The sequence below is a fragment of the Pseudomonas putida genome (genome assembly GCF_004357765.1).
Taxonomy (GTDB): Bacteria; Pseudomonadota; Gammaproteobacteria; order Pseudomonadales; family Pseudomonadaceae; genus Aquipseudomonas; species Aquipseudomonas putida_U.
In genome coordinates this window covers 73,606-91,357 of record NZ_SMTE01000020.1, presented here as the reverse complement: position 1 = coordinate 91,357, position 17,752 = coordinate 73,606, and the positions used below count along the sequence as shown (strand labels likewise).

The 17,752-nt window shown below is 62.5% G+C and carries 15 protein-coding genes and 4 tRNA genes; 4 read left to right on the top strand and 15 right to left on the bottom strand.

Going from position 1 to position 17,752, the window contains the following annotated elements:
* The 4 genes from E2H86_RS24145 to gltX all read right to left on the bottom strand — a co-directional run bounded on the left by E2H86_RS24145 (position 1) and on the right by gltX (position 2,124).
* Positions 1-76 (bottom strand) — tRNA-Ala (locus E2H86_RS24145).
* 50 nt (positions 77-126) lie between these two features.
* Positions 127-202, bottom strand: a tRNA-Glu gene (locus E2H86_RS24140).
* Positions 203-275: 73 nt separating this feature from the next.
* Positions 276-351, bottom strand: a tRNA-Ala gene (locus E2H86_RS24135).
* 291 nt (positions 352-642) lie between these two features.
* Positions 643-2,124 (bottom strand): glutamate--tRNA ligase, encoded by a 1,482-nt coding sequence (gene gltX / locus E2H86_RS24130; RefSeq protein WP_133332022.1) that lies wholly within the window; start codon positions 2,122-2,124, stop codon positions 643-645.
* A gap of 143 nt (positions 2,125-2,267) precedes the next feature.
* On the opposite strand from gltX, the gene E2H86_RS24125 reads away from it, so the two are divergent.
* Together E2H86_RS24125 and E2H86_RS24120 are read left to right on the top strand one after the other, a co-directional pair.
* Positions 2,268-3,323 carry an HlyD family secretion protein gene (locus tag E2H86_RS24125; RefSeq protein WP_133332021.1) on the top strand — a complete coding sequence of 352 codons (1,056 nt, stop codon included), beginning with the start codon at positions 2,268-2,270 and terminating at the stop codon, positions 3,321-3,323.
* A gap of 49 nt (positions 3,324-3,372) precedes the next feature.
* Positions 3,373-4,863, top strand: a complete 1,491-nt coding sequence (locus tag E2H86_RS24120; RefSeq protein ID WP_207955652.1) for an MDR family MFS transporter — start codon at positions 3,373-3,375, stop codon at positions 4,861-4,863.
* A 65-nt stretch (positions 4,864-4,928) separates the two neighbouring features.
* On the opposite strand, the gene uvrB is transcribed toward E2H86_RS24120, so the two are convergent.
* Positions 4,929-6,944 carry an excinuclease ABC subunit UvrB gene (gene uvrB / locus E2H86_RS24115; protein WP_133332019.1) on the bottom strand — a complete coding sequence of 672 codons (2,016 nt, stop codon included), beginning with the start codon at positions 6,942-6,944 and terminating at the stop codon, positions 4,929-4,931.
* A 287-nt stretch (positions 6,945-7,231) separates the two neighbouring features.
* Between uvrB and E2H86_RS24110 the strand changes: the two genes are divergently transcribed.
* Both E2H86_RS24110 and E2H86_RS24105 read left to right on the top strand, forming a co-directional pair.
* Complete coding sequence (locus tag E2H86_RS24110; protein WP_133332018.1) at positions 7,232-8,428, top strand: amino acid aminotransferase; 1,197 nt, start codon at positions 7,232-7,234, stop codon at positions 8,426-8,428.
* A gap of 62 nt (positions 8,429-8,490) precedes the next feature.
* Positions 8,491-8,566: transfer RNA gene (locus E2H86_RS24105), tRNA-Asn, on the top strand.
* A 57-nt stretch (positions 8,567-8,623) separates the two neighbouring features.
* On the opposite strand, the gene E2H86_RS24100 is transcribed toward E2H86_RS24105, so the two are convergent.
* The 10 genes from E2H86_RS24100 to fabF form a co-directional block, all read right to left on the bottom strand.
* Positions 8,624-9,184: a DUF1285 domain-containing protein gene (locus tag E2H86_RS24100; RefSeq protein WP_133332017.1), complete on the bottom strand. Its 561-nt coding sequence runs from the start codon at positions 9,182-9,184 to the stop codon at positions 8,624-8,626.
* 10 nt (positions 9,185-9,194) lie between these two features.
* Positions 9,195-9,800: a DUF4823 domain-containing protein gene (locus tag E2H86_RS24095; protein WP_133332016.1), complete on the bottom strand. Its 606-nt coding sequence runs from the start codon at positions 9,798-9,800 to the stop codon at positions 9,195-9,197.
* A 67-nt stretch (positions 9,801-9,867) separates the two neighbouring features.
* Complete coding sequence (locus E2H86_RS24090; protein WP_133332015.1) at positions 9,868-10,836, bottom strand: GTP 3',8-cyclase MoaA; 969 nt, start codon at positions 10,834-10,836, stop codon at positions 9,868-9,870.
* Between the two features lie 106 nt (positions 10,837-10,942).
* Positions 10,943-11,578, bottom strand: a complete 636-nt coding sequence (locus E2H86_RS24085) for a TetR/AcrR family transcriptional regulator (RefSeq protein ID WP_133332014.1) — start codon at positions 11,576-11,578, stop codon at positions 10,943-10,945.
* A 409-nt stretch (positions 11,579-11,987) separates the two neighbouring features.
* Positions 11,988-12,770, bottom strand: a complete 783-nt coding sequence (locus tag E2H86_RS24080) for a TatD family hydrolase (RefSeq protein ID WP_133332013.1) — start codon at positions 12,768-12,770, stop codon at positions 11,988-11,990.
* Positions 12,771-12,800: 30 nt separating this feature from the next.
* Positions 12,801-13,787, bottom strand: coding sequence for a DNA polymerase III subunit delta' (locus E2H86_RS24075; RefSeq protein WP_133332012.1), 987 nt, complete (start codon positions 13,785-13,787; stop codon positions 12,801-12,803).
* Positions 13,780-14,412 (bottom strand): dTMP kinase, encoded by a 633-nt coding sequence (gene tmk, locus E2H86_RS24070; RefSeq protein ID WP_133332011.1) that lies wholly within the window; start codon positions 14,410-14,412, stop codon positions 13,780-13,782. The genes E2H86_RS24075 and tmk overlap by 8 nt, the downstream gene beginning before the upstream one ends.
* A 9-nt stretch (positions 14,413-14,421) precedes the next feature.
* Complete coding sequence (mltG, locus tag E2H86_RS24065; protein WP_133332010.1) at positions 14,422-15,612, bottom strand: endolytic transglycosylase MltG; 1,191 nt, start codon at positions 15,610-15,612, stop codon at positions 14,422-14,424.
* A 3-nt stretch (positions 15,613-15,615) separates the two neighbouring features.
* A complete protein-coding gene (pabC, locus tag E2H86_RS24060; protein ID WP_133332009.1) occupies positions 15,616-16,437 on the bottom strand; it encodes an aminodeoxychorismate lyase in 822 nt (273 codons plus the stop codon).
* Positions 16,437-17,681 (bottom strand): beta-ketoacyl-ACP synthase II, encoded by a 1,245-nt coding sequence (fabF, locus tag E2H86_RS24055; protein WP_133332008.1) that lies wholly within the window; start codon positions 17,679-17,681, stop codon positions 16,437-16,439. The genes pabC and fabF overlap by 1 nt, the downstream gene beginning before the upstream one ends.
* Between the last annotated feature and the right edge of the window lie 71 nt (positions 17,682-17,752).

The window sequence follows — 17,752 nt, the reverse complement described above, 5'->3', positions numbered from 1 at the left end:
TGGTGGAGCTAAGCGGGATCGAACCGCTGACCTCCTGCATGCCATGCAGGCGCTCTCCCAGCTGAGCTATAGCCCCGGATTTCTAGCCTCTCGGCCCAGCGACGTCGAACATCGCTTGTGCAAAACTGGCGTCCCCTAGGGGACTCGAACCCCTGTTACCGCCGTGAAAGGGCGGTGTCCTAGGCCACTAGACGAAGGGGACGAACCTTCTTACCTTCAAGACCCGGTTGCTGGACCCGGTCTTGCTTGCCAGCCGTTGACTGCCAAGCGGAATTTGGTGGAGCTAAGCGGGATCGAACCGCTGACCTCCTGCATGCCATGCAGGCGCTCTCCCAGCTGAGCTATAGCCCCACAATGTCGCGTTGAACCGAATCGCCGGCTGGGTGCCTGGCACTTCGTTTTCGTTCATCGCTGTGGACGGGGCGCATATTAAGATCGGATTGCAGGGCTGTCAAACGAATTTTTCAAAATATTCAAAAATTTTTGCACAGATAACAATCACTTACCGCCCTGCCCCACGGTGTCAGAGCACCACGTCCTCCTGTAGGAGCGGGTTTACCCGCGAATGCTGTGCCGAATACACCATCGTATTCGCGGGGCGGCACCGTCCTACAGGGTTCAGTGCAAGGTGGGACGAAGCCGTCAGGCGATATTGGCCAGCAGCTTTTCCCATTCCTTGTTTTCTTTCTTCGACACACCACCGAGCAGATCCAGGGCCTGACGCAGGCGGTAGCGAGTCAAGTCTGGCCCCAGGATTTCCATGGCATCGAGTACCGAGACCGAGCTGGCCTGTCCGGTAATGGCAGCGAACATCAGCGGCATGGCGTCACGCAGCTTGAGCTCCAACGCCTCGACCACCGCCTGGATGCAACCGGTGATGCGGTCCTTCTCCCACTGGCGCAGGCTCTCCAGCTTCCAAAGGATCAGCTGCATGACCTGGCGGACCTGGTCGGCGGACAGCTTCTTGCTCTCGAACAGCTTGGCATCGAGCTTCAGCGCGCCTTCGAAGAAGAAGCCGCCCAAGGGGGCGATCTGGCTGAAGGTTTCGACGCGGCCCTGCACGTGCGGGGCGATCTTCATCATGTAGTCGCTGTTGAACGCCCACTGCTGCACGCGCGCGGCGAACGCTTCTACCGGCAAATCACGCAGCCATTGACCGTTGAGCCAGGAGAGTTTCTCGATGTCGAAGATCGGCCCCCCCAAGGAAACACGCGACAGGTCGAAATGCTCGACCATCTCGGCGAGGGAGAACTTCTCGCGCTCGTCCGGCATCGACCAGCCCATACGACCCAGGTAGTTGAGCATGGCCTCGGGCATGAAGCCCATGCGCTCGTAGAACGTCACCGACGTCGGGTTCTTGCGCTTGGACAACTTGCTCTTGTCGGGATTGCGCAGCAGCGGCATGTAGCACAGCTTGGGTTGTTCCCAGCCGAAGTATTCGTAGAGCTTGATCAGCTTGGGCGCCGATGGCAGCCACTCTTCGCCACGCAGCACATGGGTGATGCCCATCAGGTGATCGTCTACCACGTTGGCCAGGAAGTAGGTCGGCAGGCCGTCGTTCTTCATCAGCACCTGCATGTCCATGCGGTCCCACGGGATCTCGACGTCACCGCGCAGCATGTCCGGAACCACGCACACGCCTTCGCTCGGTACCTTCATGCGAATCACATGGGGCTCGCCGGCAGCCAGGCGGCGCTGCACCTCCTCGTCGCTCAGCAGCAGAGCGCGACCGTCGTAGCGCGGAGTCTCGCCACGGGCCATCTGCTCGGCGCGCATCTGCTCCAGTTCCTCGGCGGTGCAGAAGCAGTAGAACGCATGGCCGGCATCGACCAGTTGCTTGGCGTACTGGGCGTAGATCTCGCCCCGCTCGCTCTGCCGGTAAGGGCCGTGCGGGCCGCCGACGTCCGGGCCTTCGTTCCACTCGATGCCCAGCCAACGCAACGCATCGAAAATCTGCTGCTCCGACTCACGTGTGGAACGCAACTGATCGGTATCTTCGATACGCAGGATGAACTCACCGCCATGCTGCTTGGCGAAGCAGTAGTTGAACAGGGCGATGTAGGCGGTGCCGACATGGGGGTCGCCAGTGGGCGATGGCGCAATACGCGTGCGAACGGTGGTCATGGAAAGTCTCGGACGAAAGATGAAACAAAGGCGGGATGTTAGCAGGGAGCGGGCCTTTCGCTCCAGCAATGGCGCGAACGTCACTTGCCGACATACGGTAGGCGGCAGTTAAATTTGCTTACACTTGCCGAAAGATAGCCGTCATGCCCACCCAACTCAAACGGCGCCTGCTGATCTTCTTCGCCCTCGTGGCGGTGATCGCCCTCGCCTTTCTCGCGCACTGGTACGTGCGCGGGCGTTACTTCGAAAGCACCGACAACGCCTACGTACAGGGCGAGATAACGCGGATATCCAGCCAGCTTGCAGCACGTGTCGAGGAGGTCCGCGTCGACGACAACCAGCACGTGCGCCAGGGCGAGCTCTTGGTACGCTTGGAAGCGGCCGATTTCCAACTGGCCGTGGAACGAGCCCGCGCCACCCTGGCCACCCGCGAAGCCGAACATGCCCAGGCCGAGAGCCGCCTCACCCAACAGGACAGCCTGATCGCCGCGGGGCGTGCTCAGGTAGCCGCCAACCAGGCCACCTTCGATCGCTCGCGACTCGACCTCAACCGCGCCCAGGCCCTGCGCAAGCCGGGCTTCGTGTCCGAGGAGAGGGTCACCACCCTGTCAGCGGAAAGCCATGTCGCCGGCTCGCAAGTCGACAAGGCCCGAGCCGATTTGCAGAGCCAGCGCCAGCAGGTCAATGCCCTTACCGCCGAGCTCAAGCGGCTCGATGCGCAAATCGCCACGGCCCGCGCCGACCTGGCGCAGGCCGAGCTGAATCTGAATCGCTGCGAGATCCGCGCGCCGATCAGCGGCACCATCGGCCAGCGCAACGCACGCACCGGCCAAGTCGTGCAGGCCGGCGCCTATCTGCTGTCGATCGTGCCGGACGAAGCCATCTGGGTGCAGGCCAACTTCAAGGAAACCCAGATCGGTCGCATGCACCCAGGCCTGCGCGCAGAGCTGACGTTCGACAGTTACCCCGACACGCCAATCGTTGGCCGGGTCGACAGCCTGTTCGCCGCCTCCGGTGCGCAGTTCAGCCTGCTGCCGCCCGACAACGCGACCGGTAACTTCACCAAGGTCGTACAACGAATCCCGGTAAAGCTGACTTTCGCCACCGACAATCCGCTGCATGGGCGCATCCGTCCGGGCATGTCGGTGACCGCCACGGTGGACCTGCGCCCGGAGAACGAAGACCACGATGGCCGGTGACCAGCTGCTCAGGCCAACCGCCGAGCCGACCCGCCGCGACTGGATCGCGGTGATGAGCGCGATGCTCGGCGCCTTCATGGCGGTGCTGGACATCCAGATCACCAACTCCTCGCTCAAGGACATCCAGGGCGCACTGTCGGCCACCCTGGAGGAAGGCTCGTGGATTTCCACGTCGTACCTGGTAGCCGAAATCATCATGATTCCGCTGACCGCCTGGCTGGTGCAGTTGCTCTCGGCACGACGGCTGGCGGTGTGGGTGTCGGCGGGTTTTCTGCTGTCGTCGCTGCTGTGCTCCATGGCCTGGAATCTGGAAAGCATGATCCTGTTCCGTGCACTACAGGGTTTTACCGGCGGCGCGCTGATCCCGCTAGCGTTCACCCTGACCCTGATCAAGCTGCCCGAGCACCACCGCGCCAAGGGCATGGCGATGTTCGCCATGACTGCTACCTTCGCGCCTTCCATTGGCCCCACCCTGGGCGGCTGGCTGACCGAAAACTGGGGCTGGGAGTACATCTTCTACATCAACATCCCGCCTGGGCTGGTGATGATCGCCGGCCTGCTGCACGGCCTGGAGAACAAGCCGGTGCACTGGGAGCTGCTGAAAAGTACCGACTACGCCGGCATCGTCACGCTTGGCCTGGGGCTGGGTTGTCTGCAGGTGTTTCTCGAGGAAGGCCACCGCAAGGACTGGCTGGAATCGCACCTGATCGTCGGACTGGGCAGCATTGCCCTGATCAGCCTGATCACCTTCGTCATCCTGCAGTTTTCCAAGCCGCAACCGCTGATCAACCTGCGCATACTCGGGAACCGCAACTTTGGCCTGTCGAGCATCGCCAGCCTGGGCATGGGGGTGGGTTTGTATGGCTCGATCTACCTACTGCCGCTGTACCTCGCCCAGGTACAAGGCTACAACGCCCTGCAGATCGGCGAGGTGATCATGTGGATGGACGTACCGCAGCTGTTTCTGATCCCGCTGGTACCGCTCCTGATGAAGGTGATTTCACCCAAGGTCTTGTGCGCGATCGGCTTTTGTCTGTTCGGTGTCGCCAGCTTCGGCTCGGGGGTGCTCAACCCGGACTTCGCCGGACCGCAGTTCAACCATATCCAGGTGGTGCGGGCCATTGGCCAACCGATGATAATGGTGACCATCTCGCTGATCGCCACAGCCTACATTCAGCCCCAGGATGCCGGCTCGGCGTCGAGCCTGTTCAACATCCTGCGCAACCTGGGCGGTGCCATCGGCATTGCCTTGCTGGCCACCCTGCTCGATGCGCGCACCAAGGTCTATTTCGATTATTTGCGTGAAGCGCTGGTACCCAGCAATCCGCAGGTGGCCGAGCGCCTGTCGCTGCTGAGCGAGCGGCTGGGCAGCGACAACGCGGCATTGGCAAAGCTCAGCGAGATCACCCACCAACAGGCGCTGATCATGGCTTACAACGATGCGTTCCACCTGGTCGGAATCGGGCTGGCGGTGAGCATGGTGGCCGTATTGCTTACGCGAACATTACCGCAGGGATTGAAGGCTGGCGGCGGCCATTGATCCGCACGCCCCGATCCAAGAGCGGCCTTGCGCACCACAAGGCCGCCCCAACGGCGTGAACGCTCTCAAGCGCTGATCAGCCGCTCACGCAACTGGGTGATCTCGTCGCGCAATTGCGCGGCCGCTTCGAACTCCAGGTCGCGGGCGAACTGCATCATCTTGTCTTCCAGTTGCTTGATCCGCTTGGTGATCTCGCCCGGCGTACGCAGTTCGGCCTCGTAGCGGGCAGTCTCCTCCGCCGCCTTGGCCTGGGCCTTGCGCTTCTTGCTGCGAGCGCCCGGCACCGTGGCGCCTTCGAGGATATCGGTGATGTCCTTGACCACCCCCTTGGGCACGATGCCATGGGCCTCGTTGAAGGCAATCTGCTTCTCACGGCGCCGCTCGGTCTCGTCGATGGCCCGCTGCATGGAACCGGTGACCTGGTCGGCATACAGAATCGCCCGGCCATTGAGGTTACGTGCCGCCCGGCCAATGGTCTGGATCAACGAGCGTTCGGAACGCAGGAAGCCTTCCTTGTCGGCGTCGAGAATGGCCACCAGCGATACCTCGGGCATGTCCAGGCCCTCGCGCAGCAGGTTGATCCCCACCAGCACATCGAAGGTACCCAGGCGCAGATCGCGGATGATCTCCACCCGTTCCACCGTGTCGATGTCCGAGTGCAGGTAACGTACCCGCACATCGTGATCGGCCAGGTAGTCGGTGAGGTCTTCGGCCATACGCTTGGTCAGCGTCGTAGCCAGGACCCGCTCGCCGTTGTCGACGCGCTTGCGGATTTCCGACAGCAGGTCGTCGACCTGGGTCAGCGCCGGACGCACCTCGACCTGCGGGTCGACCAGACCGGTGGGGCGCACCACCTGCTCGACCACCCGCCCGGCATGCTCGGCTTCGTAGGGCCCAGGGGTGGCGGAGACAAAGATGGTCTGCGGACTCACCGCTTCCCATTCATCGAAACGCATGGGACGGTTGTCCAGCGCCGATGGCAGTCGAAAACCGTACTCGACGAGGGTTTCCTTGCGTGAGCGGTCGCCTTTGTACATCGCACCCACCTGCGGAACGCTGACGTGGGACTCGTCGATCACCAGCAACGCGTCAGGCGGCAGGTAGTCGTAAAGGGTCGGCGGGGGTGCCCCTGCTGGGCGCCCGGACAGATAGCGCGAGTAGTTCTCGATGCCGTTGCAGTAGCCCAGTTCGAGGATCATTTCCAAGTCGAACCGGGTGCGCTGCTCCAGGCGCTGGGCTTCGACCAGCTTGTTGGCCTTGTGCAGGAATTCGAGGCGCTCGGCGAGTTCTTCCTTGATGCCGTCGACTGCCTCCAGCAGGGTCTCCCGCGGCGTGACGTAGTGGCTCTTGGGGTAGAACGTGAAGCGCGGCAGCTTGCGAAACACCTCGCCGGTGAGCGGGTCGAACGCGGCGATGTTCTCCACCTCGTCGTCGAACAGCTCGATACGGATGGCCTCCAGGTCCGATTCGGCAGGGAAGATATCGATCACGTCGCCGCGGACGCGGAAGGTGGCACGGGCGAAGTCCATCTCGTTACGGGTGTACTGCAAGTCAGCCAGGCGCCGCAGCAAGGCGCGCTGGTCGAGCTTATCGCCGCGGTCGACGTGCAGGACCATCTTCAGGTAGGTCTCGGGGCTGCCCAGGCCATAGATGCATGACACGGTGGTGACGATGATCGCATCGCGGCGTTCCAGCAGTGCCTTGGTCGCCGATAAGCGCATCTGCTCAATGTGGTCGTTGATCGAGGCGTCCTTCTCGATGAAGGTGTCCGAGGACGGTACGTAGGCTTCGGGTTGGTAGTAGTCGTAGTAGGAAACGAAATACTCCACCGCGTTGTTGGGGAAGAACGCCTTGAACTCCCCGTACAACTGCGCAGCCAGGGTCTTGTTGGGCGCCAGCACCAGGGTCGGACGCTGCACCTGCTGAATGACGTTGGCGATGCTGAAGGTCTTGCCCGAGCCGGTCACACCGAGCAGGGTCTGGTGCGACAGGCCCGCCTCGATGCCTTCGACCATCAGGCGAATGGCCTCGGGCTGATCGCCGGCCGGCTGGAAACGGGTGACGAGCTGGAACTCGGACATGTCGGACCTCGCGGTAACGCAGCAACTGTAAATTTAGCCAGTAGTCTATACCCAAATGCGTCCCGCCGGGCCTGCTTTCAAGTCCGGTATGTGAACGCTTATTGCGATGGACCCGGCAATTCGACCAATGGTTGAAAAAAAATCGCGCAAAACCCTTTAAAAGCCGCGCCAGACTGTCGCAGGGACCTGCGGGTATCACTATACTGACTCCCCGTTTGTGCACCGCTTCAGTGCATTCGGCTGGAGCGTGTACGCCCTATCACACTCCATTCAGAGCCAAGGTAACAATGAGCCTGTTTTCCGCTGTCGAGCTGGCACCCCGCGACCCCATCCTGGGCCTCAACGAAGCATTCAACGCCGATACCCGTACCGACAAGGTCAACCTCGGCGTCGGTGTGTACTGCAATGAGGAAGGCCGCATTCCGCTGCTGCGCGCCGTGATCGAAGCCGAGACCCAGCGCGCCGCCCAGCACGCTTCGCGCGGCTACCTGCCGATCGACGGCATCGCCACCTACGACCAGGCCGTGCAGAAGCTGCTGTTCGGTGCCGAATCGCCACTGCTGGCCGCCGGCCGCGTGGTCACCGTCCAGGCCGTGGGCGGTACCGGTGCTCTGAAGATCGGCGCCGACTTCCTCAAGCGCGTATCGCCCAATGCCGTGGTCGCCATCAGCGACCCGAGCTGGGAGAACCACCGCGCCCTGTTCGAAGGTGCCGGCTTCCCGGTCCAGAACTACCGCTACTACGACGCTCCGAGCAACGATGTCAACCGCACCGGCATGCTCGAGGACCTCAATGCCCTGCCGTCCGGCTCGATCGTGGTACTGCACGCCTGCTGCCATAATCCGACCGGCGTCGACCTCACCCTGGACGATTGGAAAAACGTCCTGGAGGTGGTCAAGGCCAAGGGCCATGTGCCATTCCTCGACATGGCTTACCAGGGCTTCGGTGAAGGCATCGCAGAAGACGCTTTTGCCGTGCGCCTGTTCGCCGAGTCGGGCCTGGAGTTCTTCGTTTCCAGCTCGTTCTCCAAGTCGTTCTCGCTGTATGGCGAGCGCGTCGGTGCCCTGTCGATCGTCACCGCATCCAAAGACGAGAGCACCCGCGTGCTGTCGCAGGTCAAGCGAGTGATTCGCACCACCTACTCCAACCCGCCGACCCACGGCGCCACCATCGTCGCCACCGTGCTCAACAGCCCGGAGCTGCGCCAGATGTGGGAAACCGAGCTGGCCGAGATGCGCGAGCGCATCCACGGCATGCGCAAGCAGATGGTCGAGCTGCTGGCCCAGTATGGCGCCAAGCGCGACTTCAGCTTCGTCGGTCGTCAGGTCGGCATGTTCTCCTACTCGGGTCTGACCGTCGACCAGGTGGCGCGCCTGAAGAACGACTTCGGCATCTACGCCCTGGACACCGGTCGCATCGCCGTTGCCGCACTGAACCAGAGCAACATTCACGTGGTCACCAAGGCCATCGTCGAAGTGCTGTAACTGCTTGATTTGCCAAGGGGTAGCTTGACTTCCCCTTGGCGATCAGTAAGATACGCGCAGATTCCGCGATAGCTCAGTCGGTAGAGCAAATGACTGTTAATCATTGGGTCCCTGGTTCGAGTCCAGGTCGCGGAGCCAGACATTGAAAAAGCCCCCGAGTGCGCGAGCACCGGGGGCTTTTTCGTTTGCCTTGCGTCAGTCCGGTCGCCCGATGGGATAGAACTCGCCGTGGCTCCAGACCCCAAGCCATTGCTCGCCATCGATCAGCCGCGGCACTGCCAGGTCCACTATCTGGTAGAACACGTTGCGGTGGATCAGCGCCTCGAGGTTGTGGCGTACCCGCACGTATGGCGACGGCTCCTGGGTGTCGGGGTCGGTCTCGACGCGCAGGGGGTTCTGCGGCCCGGCTTCGAAGGTGTCGTCAACATTGCTGGTAAAGCGCAGCACCTGCCCTTCCCCGCTGCCCTGCACCTCGAGCGCCACAGCGACGAACGGCGCGTCATCGACGCGGATACCGACCTTCTCCACCGGCGTGATAAGGAAGTAATCGTCGCCATCGCGGCGGATGATGGTGGAGAACAGGCGCACCATAGGCTTGCGTCCGATCGGCGTACCGAGGTAGTACCACGTCCCGTCACGGGCGATGCGCATGTCGATATCGCCGCAGAAATCCGGGTTCCACAGATGCACCGGTGGCAGTCCCTTGTGCTGGGGAATCTGCGTCAGTAGATCGTTGGCCTTACCGGAATCCGTCATCACCCTGCCCTCATTCGCTCATGCCCAGAAGGCTACGAGCGTACTCGCGCATCGGCCTGGCAAGCAAATCCTCGGGACTCTTGTCGTGAAACGTCAACAAACCGCCACGACTCTTGATACGCGCGGTGTCGATCAGATAGCGGGTGTTGGTCTCGATGAGCATCATCTGCACCACGCCCGAATCCCAACCCAGGCGATCGACCGCCTGTTCGTCATACCACTCGTCGCCATTGCCTATGCGGTCATCGGTGCGGGCAAAGCGGGTGTACAACACATAATCGGCCCCTACCGAGCGAGCTTCGGCGATAGCCTGCTCCAGGCCCAGCGGCCCCTGAGCGCGGCGCACCAGTGGGAAGTACTCGACGAAGCTCTTGAAGGCCTCCTCCGCCACCGCGTTCTGCCGCGGCACCGGCCCTTTACCCGGCGGCACGAAGACGCCCTGGCCAATGAAGATGAACGAATCGGGCTGCAAGCGAATCGACAATGTGCGTCGGGTTTCGCTGTGGTCCAGCAGCCCAGCATCGCTCATCTGGCTGCGGGCGGTCTCGCCCATATCGCTGACACTCATGCAGCCGCCCAACGCCATCAGCGCCAGCAGCAAGACCAGGCTACGCATCTTTCCTCCAAATGGCCGGTGACGAAAAACCGGCGAATAGCCGCCAGATGCAGCTTTTGCGCCAGAGTCAGCCGCCGATCACCTTCATCACCGTCACTCCCCCGGCAAACGCCAGGTCCTGCTTGTCGGCAAGGGCCTTGACCAGTATCCGTTGCAGGGCCGCAAGCGCCAGATGGCGTGGCTGCTGCAGCAGGTCGCCGACGAAATGACGGTTGCTCGAAGACAGACAGCCATGCAGCCAGCCGGTCGACGACAGGCGCAAGCGCGAACAGCTTCGGCAGAACGGCTCGCTCTCGTTGGCGATCACACCGAAATGACCGCCGCCAGACACTTGGTAGCGCAGCGCAGTGGCGTCCGATGGTGCTTCCACGCGTCGATAGTCGTAGTGGTTGCCGATCAGAGCCAACAGCTCATGCAAGCCGACGAACTGTTGGCCGAAGGCCTGGGCAGCACCTGCCAGGTGCCCCATGCGCATCAGCTCGATGAAGCGCAACTCAAAGCCGTGCGTCAGGCAGTATTCGAGCAATGGCAGCACCTGATCGAGGTTCTGTCCACGCATCGGCACCATGTTGACCTTTATCGCCATTCCACGGTCACTGGCCTGCTGCATGCCGTCGAGCACGGTCGCCAAGTCGCCGCCGCGGGCAATCCGGCGAAACGCCAGCGGGTCGAGGGTATCAAGGGAAACGTTGAGCCGGCGAATCCCGGCGGCCTGCAACTGCGGCAGCTTGCGTGCAAGCAACTGGCCATTGGTGGTCAGGGTCAGGTCGGCCAGTGGCAGTTCAGCCATCGCCGCGAGAAAGCTGTCCAGCCTGGGGCTGATCAATGGCTCGCCACCGGTAATGCGTACCCGCTCGATGCCAGCGGCTTCGATCAGATAACCCACGCCCCGCGCCATGGCCTCGGCTGACAGCTCTTGCTGGGCGGCCACCAGACGCTTGCCATCCGGCACGCAGTAGGTACAGGCGTAATTACAGGCAGCCGTCAGGCTGACGCGCAGGTTGCGAAAACGCCTGCCTTGACGATCAACGATCATGAATGACTCCGGCCAGGATGAATCGAGCCGGCAAAATCTGACTCAGAGATCAGGTTTTTGCAAGCATTCGATTCATATCCTGCCTACCGGACGTCGTGGCTCGCTATCAGGCTGCCGATTCCGGGTCGCGCTTGCGCTTGTTGCCCATGCGCACGCCGATATCCATGAGGAACTGGAAGAAGCCCTCCTGGTCCTCGAGCACATTGCTCCAGAACGGCGAGTGGTACAGCGCCACAGCGCCGTGCACCAGGGCCCAGGCCGCGCAATAGTGGAAGTACGGCGGCACGTCTTCGAGCTTGCCTTCGCTGATCCGGCCCTTGATCAGCTGAGTCAGGCGATCGAAGTTGGAAGCACGGATGCTGTGCAGTTCCTCGACCATCTCGGGTACCTGGTTGCCCTTGACCACCTTTTCCTCGAGGCGGTCGAACAGACGGTAGCGTTGTGGATCGCGCATGCGGAATTCGAAATAAGCGCGCGACAGCGCCTCCTTGTCGCGATCGACATCGGCCGAGTGCAACAGCGTGTTCAAGTCGCGCTCGTAGTCGAGCATCAGGCGCAGGTAAATCTCGGCCTTGGACTTGAAGTGCTTGTAGATCGTGCCTTTGCCGATACCGACTGCGTCGGCGATCATCTCGACGGTGACGCTGTCTTCACCTTGTTCGAGAAACAGCTTGAGCGCGGTATCGAGGATTTCCTGTTCGCGGCGGCGAAACTCACGGACCTTACGAGGTTCTTTCTGCATGGGAAGGACTGGATGACGATCGAAGCGGTTTATTATGCCTAACTTGCGGCAAATTGCACGGATGTTCCATACATATGAGTGTTTCCGGTCGCTTTTGCCGGATCAATCAATGCGCAGAGGGAGGAACCAATCCCCGGCGTATTCCAAATCTGTTTAAAAAACGACCAAGAGGCACTGGCACTGGGCCAAACCTGGCCAATACTACAAGTGTTGGCGCGGCGCATCCCCCCAGTGGCGCGCCAATAAGGGTGCCCAGGGACCGCGGTACCTTTGTTTTACTCCTAATGGTCTTAACCCGGATTCCTCCCCCAGAACCCGGGTTTTTTTTGTGTATCGGGGGGCTTGTCTTGGGTTTTGCAGCGGCTGTCAGATCTAATGCCGAACACCTGTCACCCCACCCCCCGGAAGTTCAGGCAACCCGGGCCAGGGGAAACAGCCGCTTGAAATTGGCAGTCGTCTGCTCGGCCAACTGGGCATAGCTGACCCCGCGCAACGACGCGACGTACTCCGCCACTTCACGCACGTACTGCGGCAGGTTTGGCTTCCCCCGATAAGGAATCGGCGCCAGGTACGGCGAATCGGTCTCGACCAGCAAGCGATCAGCCGGCACCTGTCGGGCGACCTCGCGCAGCGCATCGGCATTGCGGAAGGTGACGATGCCAGACAACGAGATGTAGTAGCCCAGGTCCAGCGCCGCACGCGCCATGTCCCAGTCTTCGGTGAAGCAATGCAGCACGCCCGCTTGCGGCAGGCTGGCTTCACGCAACAACGCCAGGGTGTCGGCGCGGGCCGCGCGTGTATGCACGATCACCGGCTTGCCGGTCTGCCGCGATGCCTCCAGATGCAAGCGGAACGAGGCTTGCTGCAGGTCGGCGGCCTCAGGTTCGTAATGGTAGTCCAGGCCGGTCTCGCCGATCGCCACCACATGCGGGTGGGCAAGTTCGCGCAACAGCCATTCCAGTGCCGGCGTCTCGCCAGGCGCCAAGTCCAGCGGGTGCACGCCCACCGAGCAGTCGACATCGGCATAGCGCTCGCTGAGCGCTTTCACGGCGCCGGCATTCTCGGCGCTGACGCCGATGCACAGAAAGTGTCCCACCCCACGCTCCCGGGCAGCCTGCAAGGCTGTGTCGAGGGAACCCTGGTGGGCGCTCAGGTCAAGTCGGTCGAGGTGACAATGGGAATCTACAAGCATGATTTAACGGCACATATCGGCAAATGGAAATCAGCGGGTGCCCGGTAACTGCACCCAATGGGCGAGCAAGGCTTCGAGCAACAGCACGCGGTTGAGATTGGCCTTGCCCAGTACCTTTTGACGCTGTTCGAGGATCCACGCCTGGACCTCGAGCACTTTCGCCTGGCGACTCTTTTGCGCCAGGTACTGGACTACCTTGCGCATATCGGCCAAGCCTAGCCCCTCCTCGTCCTCGGTCAATTGGTAGCGCAGTATCAGGTGCGACCAATCGCAGAACCAGTCGAAGACCAGCAACAACGGTACGCTGTTCCAGGCTTCGGCCAACTGGCTGGGCGTCTGCTGGCCCTTGAGCAGCTTCTTGACCCCGTCAGTGACCTGTGCGCGTTGTTCAAGCACGCCCTTGGCCTGCAGGTCCACGGCCATCAATGGCGAACCGGCCGCCAGGGTCAGCAGCTCGGCGCGCTGGGCTTCATCGCTGTCGGGTAGGGCCTGGTCAAGCCAGGCCTGGCTTTGCGCCAGGCTCGGCTGCGGACAGGTGACCTGCTGGCAACGACTCTTGATGGTCGGCAACAGGCGACTGGGCTGGTGGCTGACCAGCAGCAGCACGGTATCGCCGGAGGGCTCCTCAAGGCTTTTGAGCAATGCGTTGGAGGCATTGACGTTCATGGCCTCGACCGGCTCGATCAGCACTACCTTGCGCCCCCCCAGCTGCGCGGTCTGCACCACGAACGACACCAACTCGCGGACCTGATCGACCTTGATCGGTTTGTCCGCCTCTTCCGGCTCCAGGACGAAGTTGTCGGGATGGCTACCAGCCCTGAGCAGCAAGCAGGACTTACACTGACCACAGGCATCGAGAGCGCCGGGCTGCTGGCACAGCAGGCGGGCCATCAGGCGCTCGGCCAGGGCACGCTTGCCGATGCCCTGCGGCCCGTGCAGCAGGTAGGCATGGGCATGCTGGGCACGCCCGGCCAATTGCTGCCAGAGCGCTTGTTGCCAGGGGTAGCTATCAGCCACGGCAGCGGTCCACGATGGTCGGCACCAGGGCATCGATCGAACGCTGCACGGCCTGCAAAGGCTGCGCGGCGTCGAGTAGACAGTAGCGCTGGGAGTCGCCCTGGGCGCGCTGCAGGTAGGCCTGGCGCACAGCTTCGAAGAAGGCCTGGCCTTCCTGCTCGAAACGATCGAGGCGGCCACGGGCGGCCGCCCGGGCCAAGCCGACTTCCACCGGCAGGTCGAAGACCAGGGTCAGGTCAGGGCGAAGGTCGCCCTGCACGAATTGCTCCAGGGTGGCGATACGCTCGAGGGACAGGCCACGGCCGCCGCCCTGATAGGCGTAGGTGGCATCGGTGAAACGATCGCACAGCACCACTGCGCCGCGAGCCAGCGCCGGGCGAATGACCTCGGCCAGGTGCTGGGCGCGGGAGGCGAACACCAGCAGCAGTTCGGTGTCGGCAGCCATGGGCTCATCCCTCGGCGCCAACAACAGTTCACGGACCTGCTCGGCCAGCGGCGTACCACCCGGCTCGCGGGTCAGTACCAGGTCCAGACCGTGCTCACGCAGGCGCGCGGCGAGATAGTCGCGATTGGTGCTCTTGCCCGCGCCTTCGGGGCCTTCCAAGGTAATAAACAAGCCGCTCACTAGCAGTCCTTAATGTTGTTCGTCAGGTGCTGGCACATCGGCCGGCGCAGACTCGGCGGCCGGTGCCGGCACACTGGGCTCGGCAGGTGCAGGCTGCTCGTTGGTCGCTGGCGATTCATTTTCTCCGGGCGTCTCGTCCGGTGCTGACGGTTCAGCGGGAGCTGTCCTGGGCGCCGGGCTCGAACGATAGTCGGCACGACGCTTGAGCTGGAACTCGCGCACCGCGGAGTTGTGATCGTCCAGGTCGTCGGAGAACACGTGGCTACCATCACCGCGGGCGACGAAATACAGGCTGGTGCCGTCGGCAGGATTGAGCGCCGCATGAATCGCCTCGCGGCCGACCATGGCGATCGGCGTCGGTGGCAGGCCGGTCATGGTGTAGGTGTTATAGGGGGTCGGCTGACGCAGGTCGGCACGGGTGATGCGACCGTTATAGCGCTCGCCCATGCCATAGATCACCGTCGGGTCGGTCTGCAGCATCATGCCCAGGCGCAAGCGCCGCACGAATACGCCAGCGATCTGCCCGCGTTCCTGGGGAATCCCGGTCTCCTTCTCCACCAACGACGCCATGATCAGCGCCTGGTACGGGTCGCGGTAAGGCAGGTCGGTGCTGCGCTCAGCCCACTCCTTGGCCAACACTTCGTCCAAGCGCATATAGGCCTGCTGCAGCAGTTCGACATCGCTCATGCCACGCACGAAGCGATAGGTATCAGGGAAGAACCGTCCTTCGGGGAACACGCCGGAATGACCGAGCTTGTCCATCACCTCGGCATCGGTCAGGCCGTCGAGGGTGTGCTTGATCTTTTCATGCTTGGCCACAGCCGCGCGCACCTGGCGGAAGGTCCAGCCCTCTACCAGAGTCAGGTTGTACTGCACCACATCGCCCCGGCGCCAGGCATCCAGCAGGTCCTCGACGGTCATGCCAGGGGTGATGCGATATTCGCCGGTAGGCAGCGGTGTGCCGGCCATGTTGAAGCGCCAGTACAGGCGCAGCCACAGCGCATCGTCAAGCAGGCCTTCGCTCTGCATGCGATAGAACATGCGGTTGGGGTTGGTGCCGTTGGGCACGTCGAGCAAGCGCTCTTGCGTCACGTGCAGAGGCTGCTCCACCACGGAGGTGACCTTCCAGGCCGACCAGCCCAATGCCAGTCCAGCGAGGATCAGGCACATTTCCAGCAGCAGCAGGAATTTACGTCTCACAAATCAGGTATCCAGTAACGTACGGGCAACGGCCTGAAGTTTACGGGTCACAGGGCCTGGCGACCAGTTTAGGCTCAATGCAGGGATGCTGCGCACCGGCCACACACCGTACACGCTGTTGCACACGAACACTTCGTCAGCCTGCGCAAGGTCGGCCAGCGACAGGTCGCCGATCCGCACCGGCATGCCCAGCGCCACGGCCTGCTCGAGCAATACGCCGCGCATCACGCCGGCGACGCCGCAGCGGCCAAGGTCAGCGGTCTGCAAGACGCCTTGATGCACCAGAAACAGGTTGCTGAACACACCCTCGATCACCCTGCCCTGCACATCGCGCATCAGACCCTCGGCATGCTCGCTGTCCTGCCATTCGGCACGGGCCAGCACCTGCTCCAGGCGATTGAGATGTTTGAGGCCAGCCAACAACGGTTGTTCCGCAAGGCGGGTTTGGCAGGCGAAGAGGCAGATGCCCTGCACGGCATTAGCTTCGGGATAGGCAGGCAGTGGGCTGCCCTGAAGAATCCGCCGCGGCGCCGCGCCCACCACCGGGGCATAGCCGCGCTGACTGTCGCCGCGGGTGAGCATCAGCTTGGCGACACCTTCACCGAGCAGACTGGCGTAGCGCTGCACTTCATCGCGGACCAACGCCAGATCGGCATCGATGCCCAGGCGCTGGCAACCCAGCGCCAGGCGTGCCAGGTGACCATCCAAGAGACTGGGCTGACCACCGCGCACGGCGATGGTCTCGAACAACCCATCGCCGTACGCCAGGCCGCGGTTCTGCAGGTTGACTGCAGTCGCGGGCTGACCATCGATCCAGCTGTGCATCAACCGGCGAACCGGCGGAACACCAGAGAACCGTTGGTGCCACCAAAGCCGAACGAGTTCGACAGCACCACGTCGATCGGCATGCTGCGCGCTTGGTGCGGTACGAAGTCCAGGTCACAGCCTTCGTCCGGCTCGTCCAGGTTGATGGTTGGCGGCGCCATCTGGCTGTTGATCGCCAGCACGCTGAAGATCGCCTCGACGGCACCCGCGGCACCGAGCAGGTGGCCGGTCATCGACTTGGTCGAGCTGACCGCCAACTTATAGGCATGCTCGCCGAACACGCGCTTGATCGCCGCCACTTCGGCGACGTCACCCGCTGGGGTGGAGGTACCGTGGGCATTGATGTAGCTGACCTGCTCGGGCTGGATGCCGGCGTCACGCAGGGCATTGACCATGCAACGGGCTGCGCCTTCGCCGCTGTCGGGTGGCGAGGTCATGTGGTAGGCGTCGCCGCTCATGCCGAAGCCAACCAGCTCGGCATAGATGGTCGCGCCACGCGCCTTGGCGTGCTCCAGTTCTTCGAGCACCAATGCGCCGGCACCGTCGGACAGCACGAAGCCGTCACGGCCCTTGTCCCACGGACGACTGGCACGGGTCGGCTCGTCGTTGCGGGTGGACAATGCGCGCGAGGCGCCGAAACCGCCCATGCCCAGGCCGCATGCGGCCATCTCGGCACCGCCAGCGATCATCACGTCGGCTTCGCCATAGGCGATATTGCGGGCTGCCATGCCGATACAGTGAGTGCCAGTGGTACAAGCGGTGGCGATGGCATAGTTCGGCCCCTGCAGGCCCAGGTGGATCGACAGGAAGCCGGAGATCATGTTGATGATCGAACCCGGCACGAAGAACGGCGAAATACGCCGCGGGCCTTGGTCATGCAAGGTCCGGCTGGTTTCCTCGATATTGGTCAGACCGCCGATGCCCGAACCCATGGCCACGCCGATGCGCTCACGGTTGGCGTCGGTAACCTCCAGGCCGGCATTACGCACGGCCTGGAAACCGGCCGCCAGACCGTACTGGATGAACAGGTCAAGCTTGCGGGCCTCTTTGGCCGACAGGTATTGCTCGACCTCAAAACCTTTCACCGAGCCGCCAAAACGGGTGGAGTAGGCGCTCAGGTCCGTGTGTTCGATCGGACCGATGCCACTGCGGCCAGCCAGAATGCCCTGCCAAGTGCTCGGTACATCCGTACCCAGTGGCGACAGCATACCCATACCGGTGACCACGACGCGTCTACGCGACACAGTACTCTCCTTTTCTAGTAACAGAGTCTCTTGCCATTGCATTCAAGGCAAAGGAATGAAATGGCAACAGG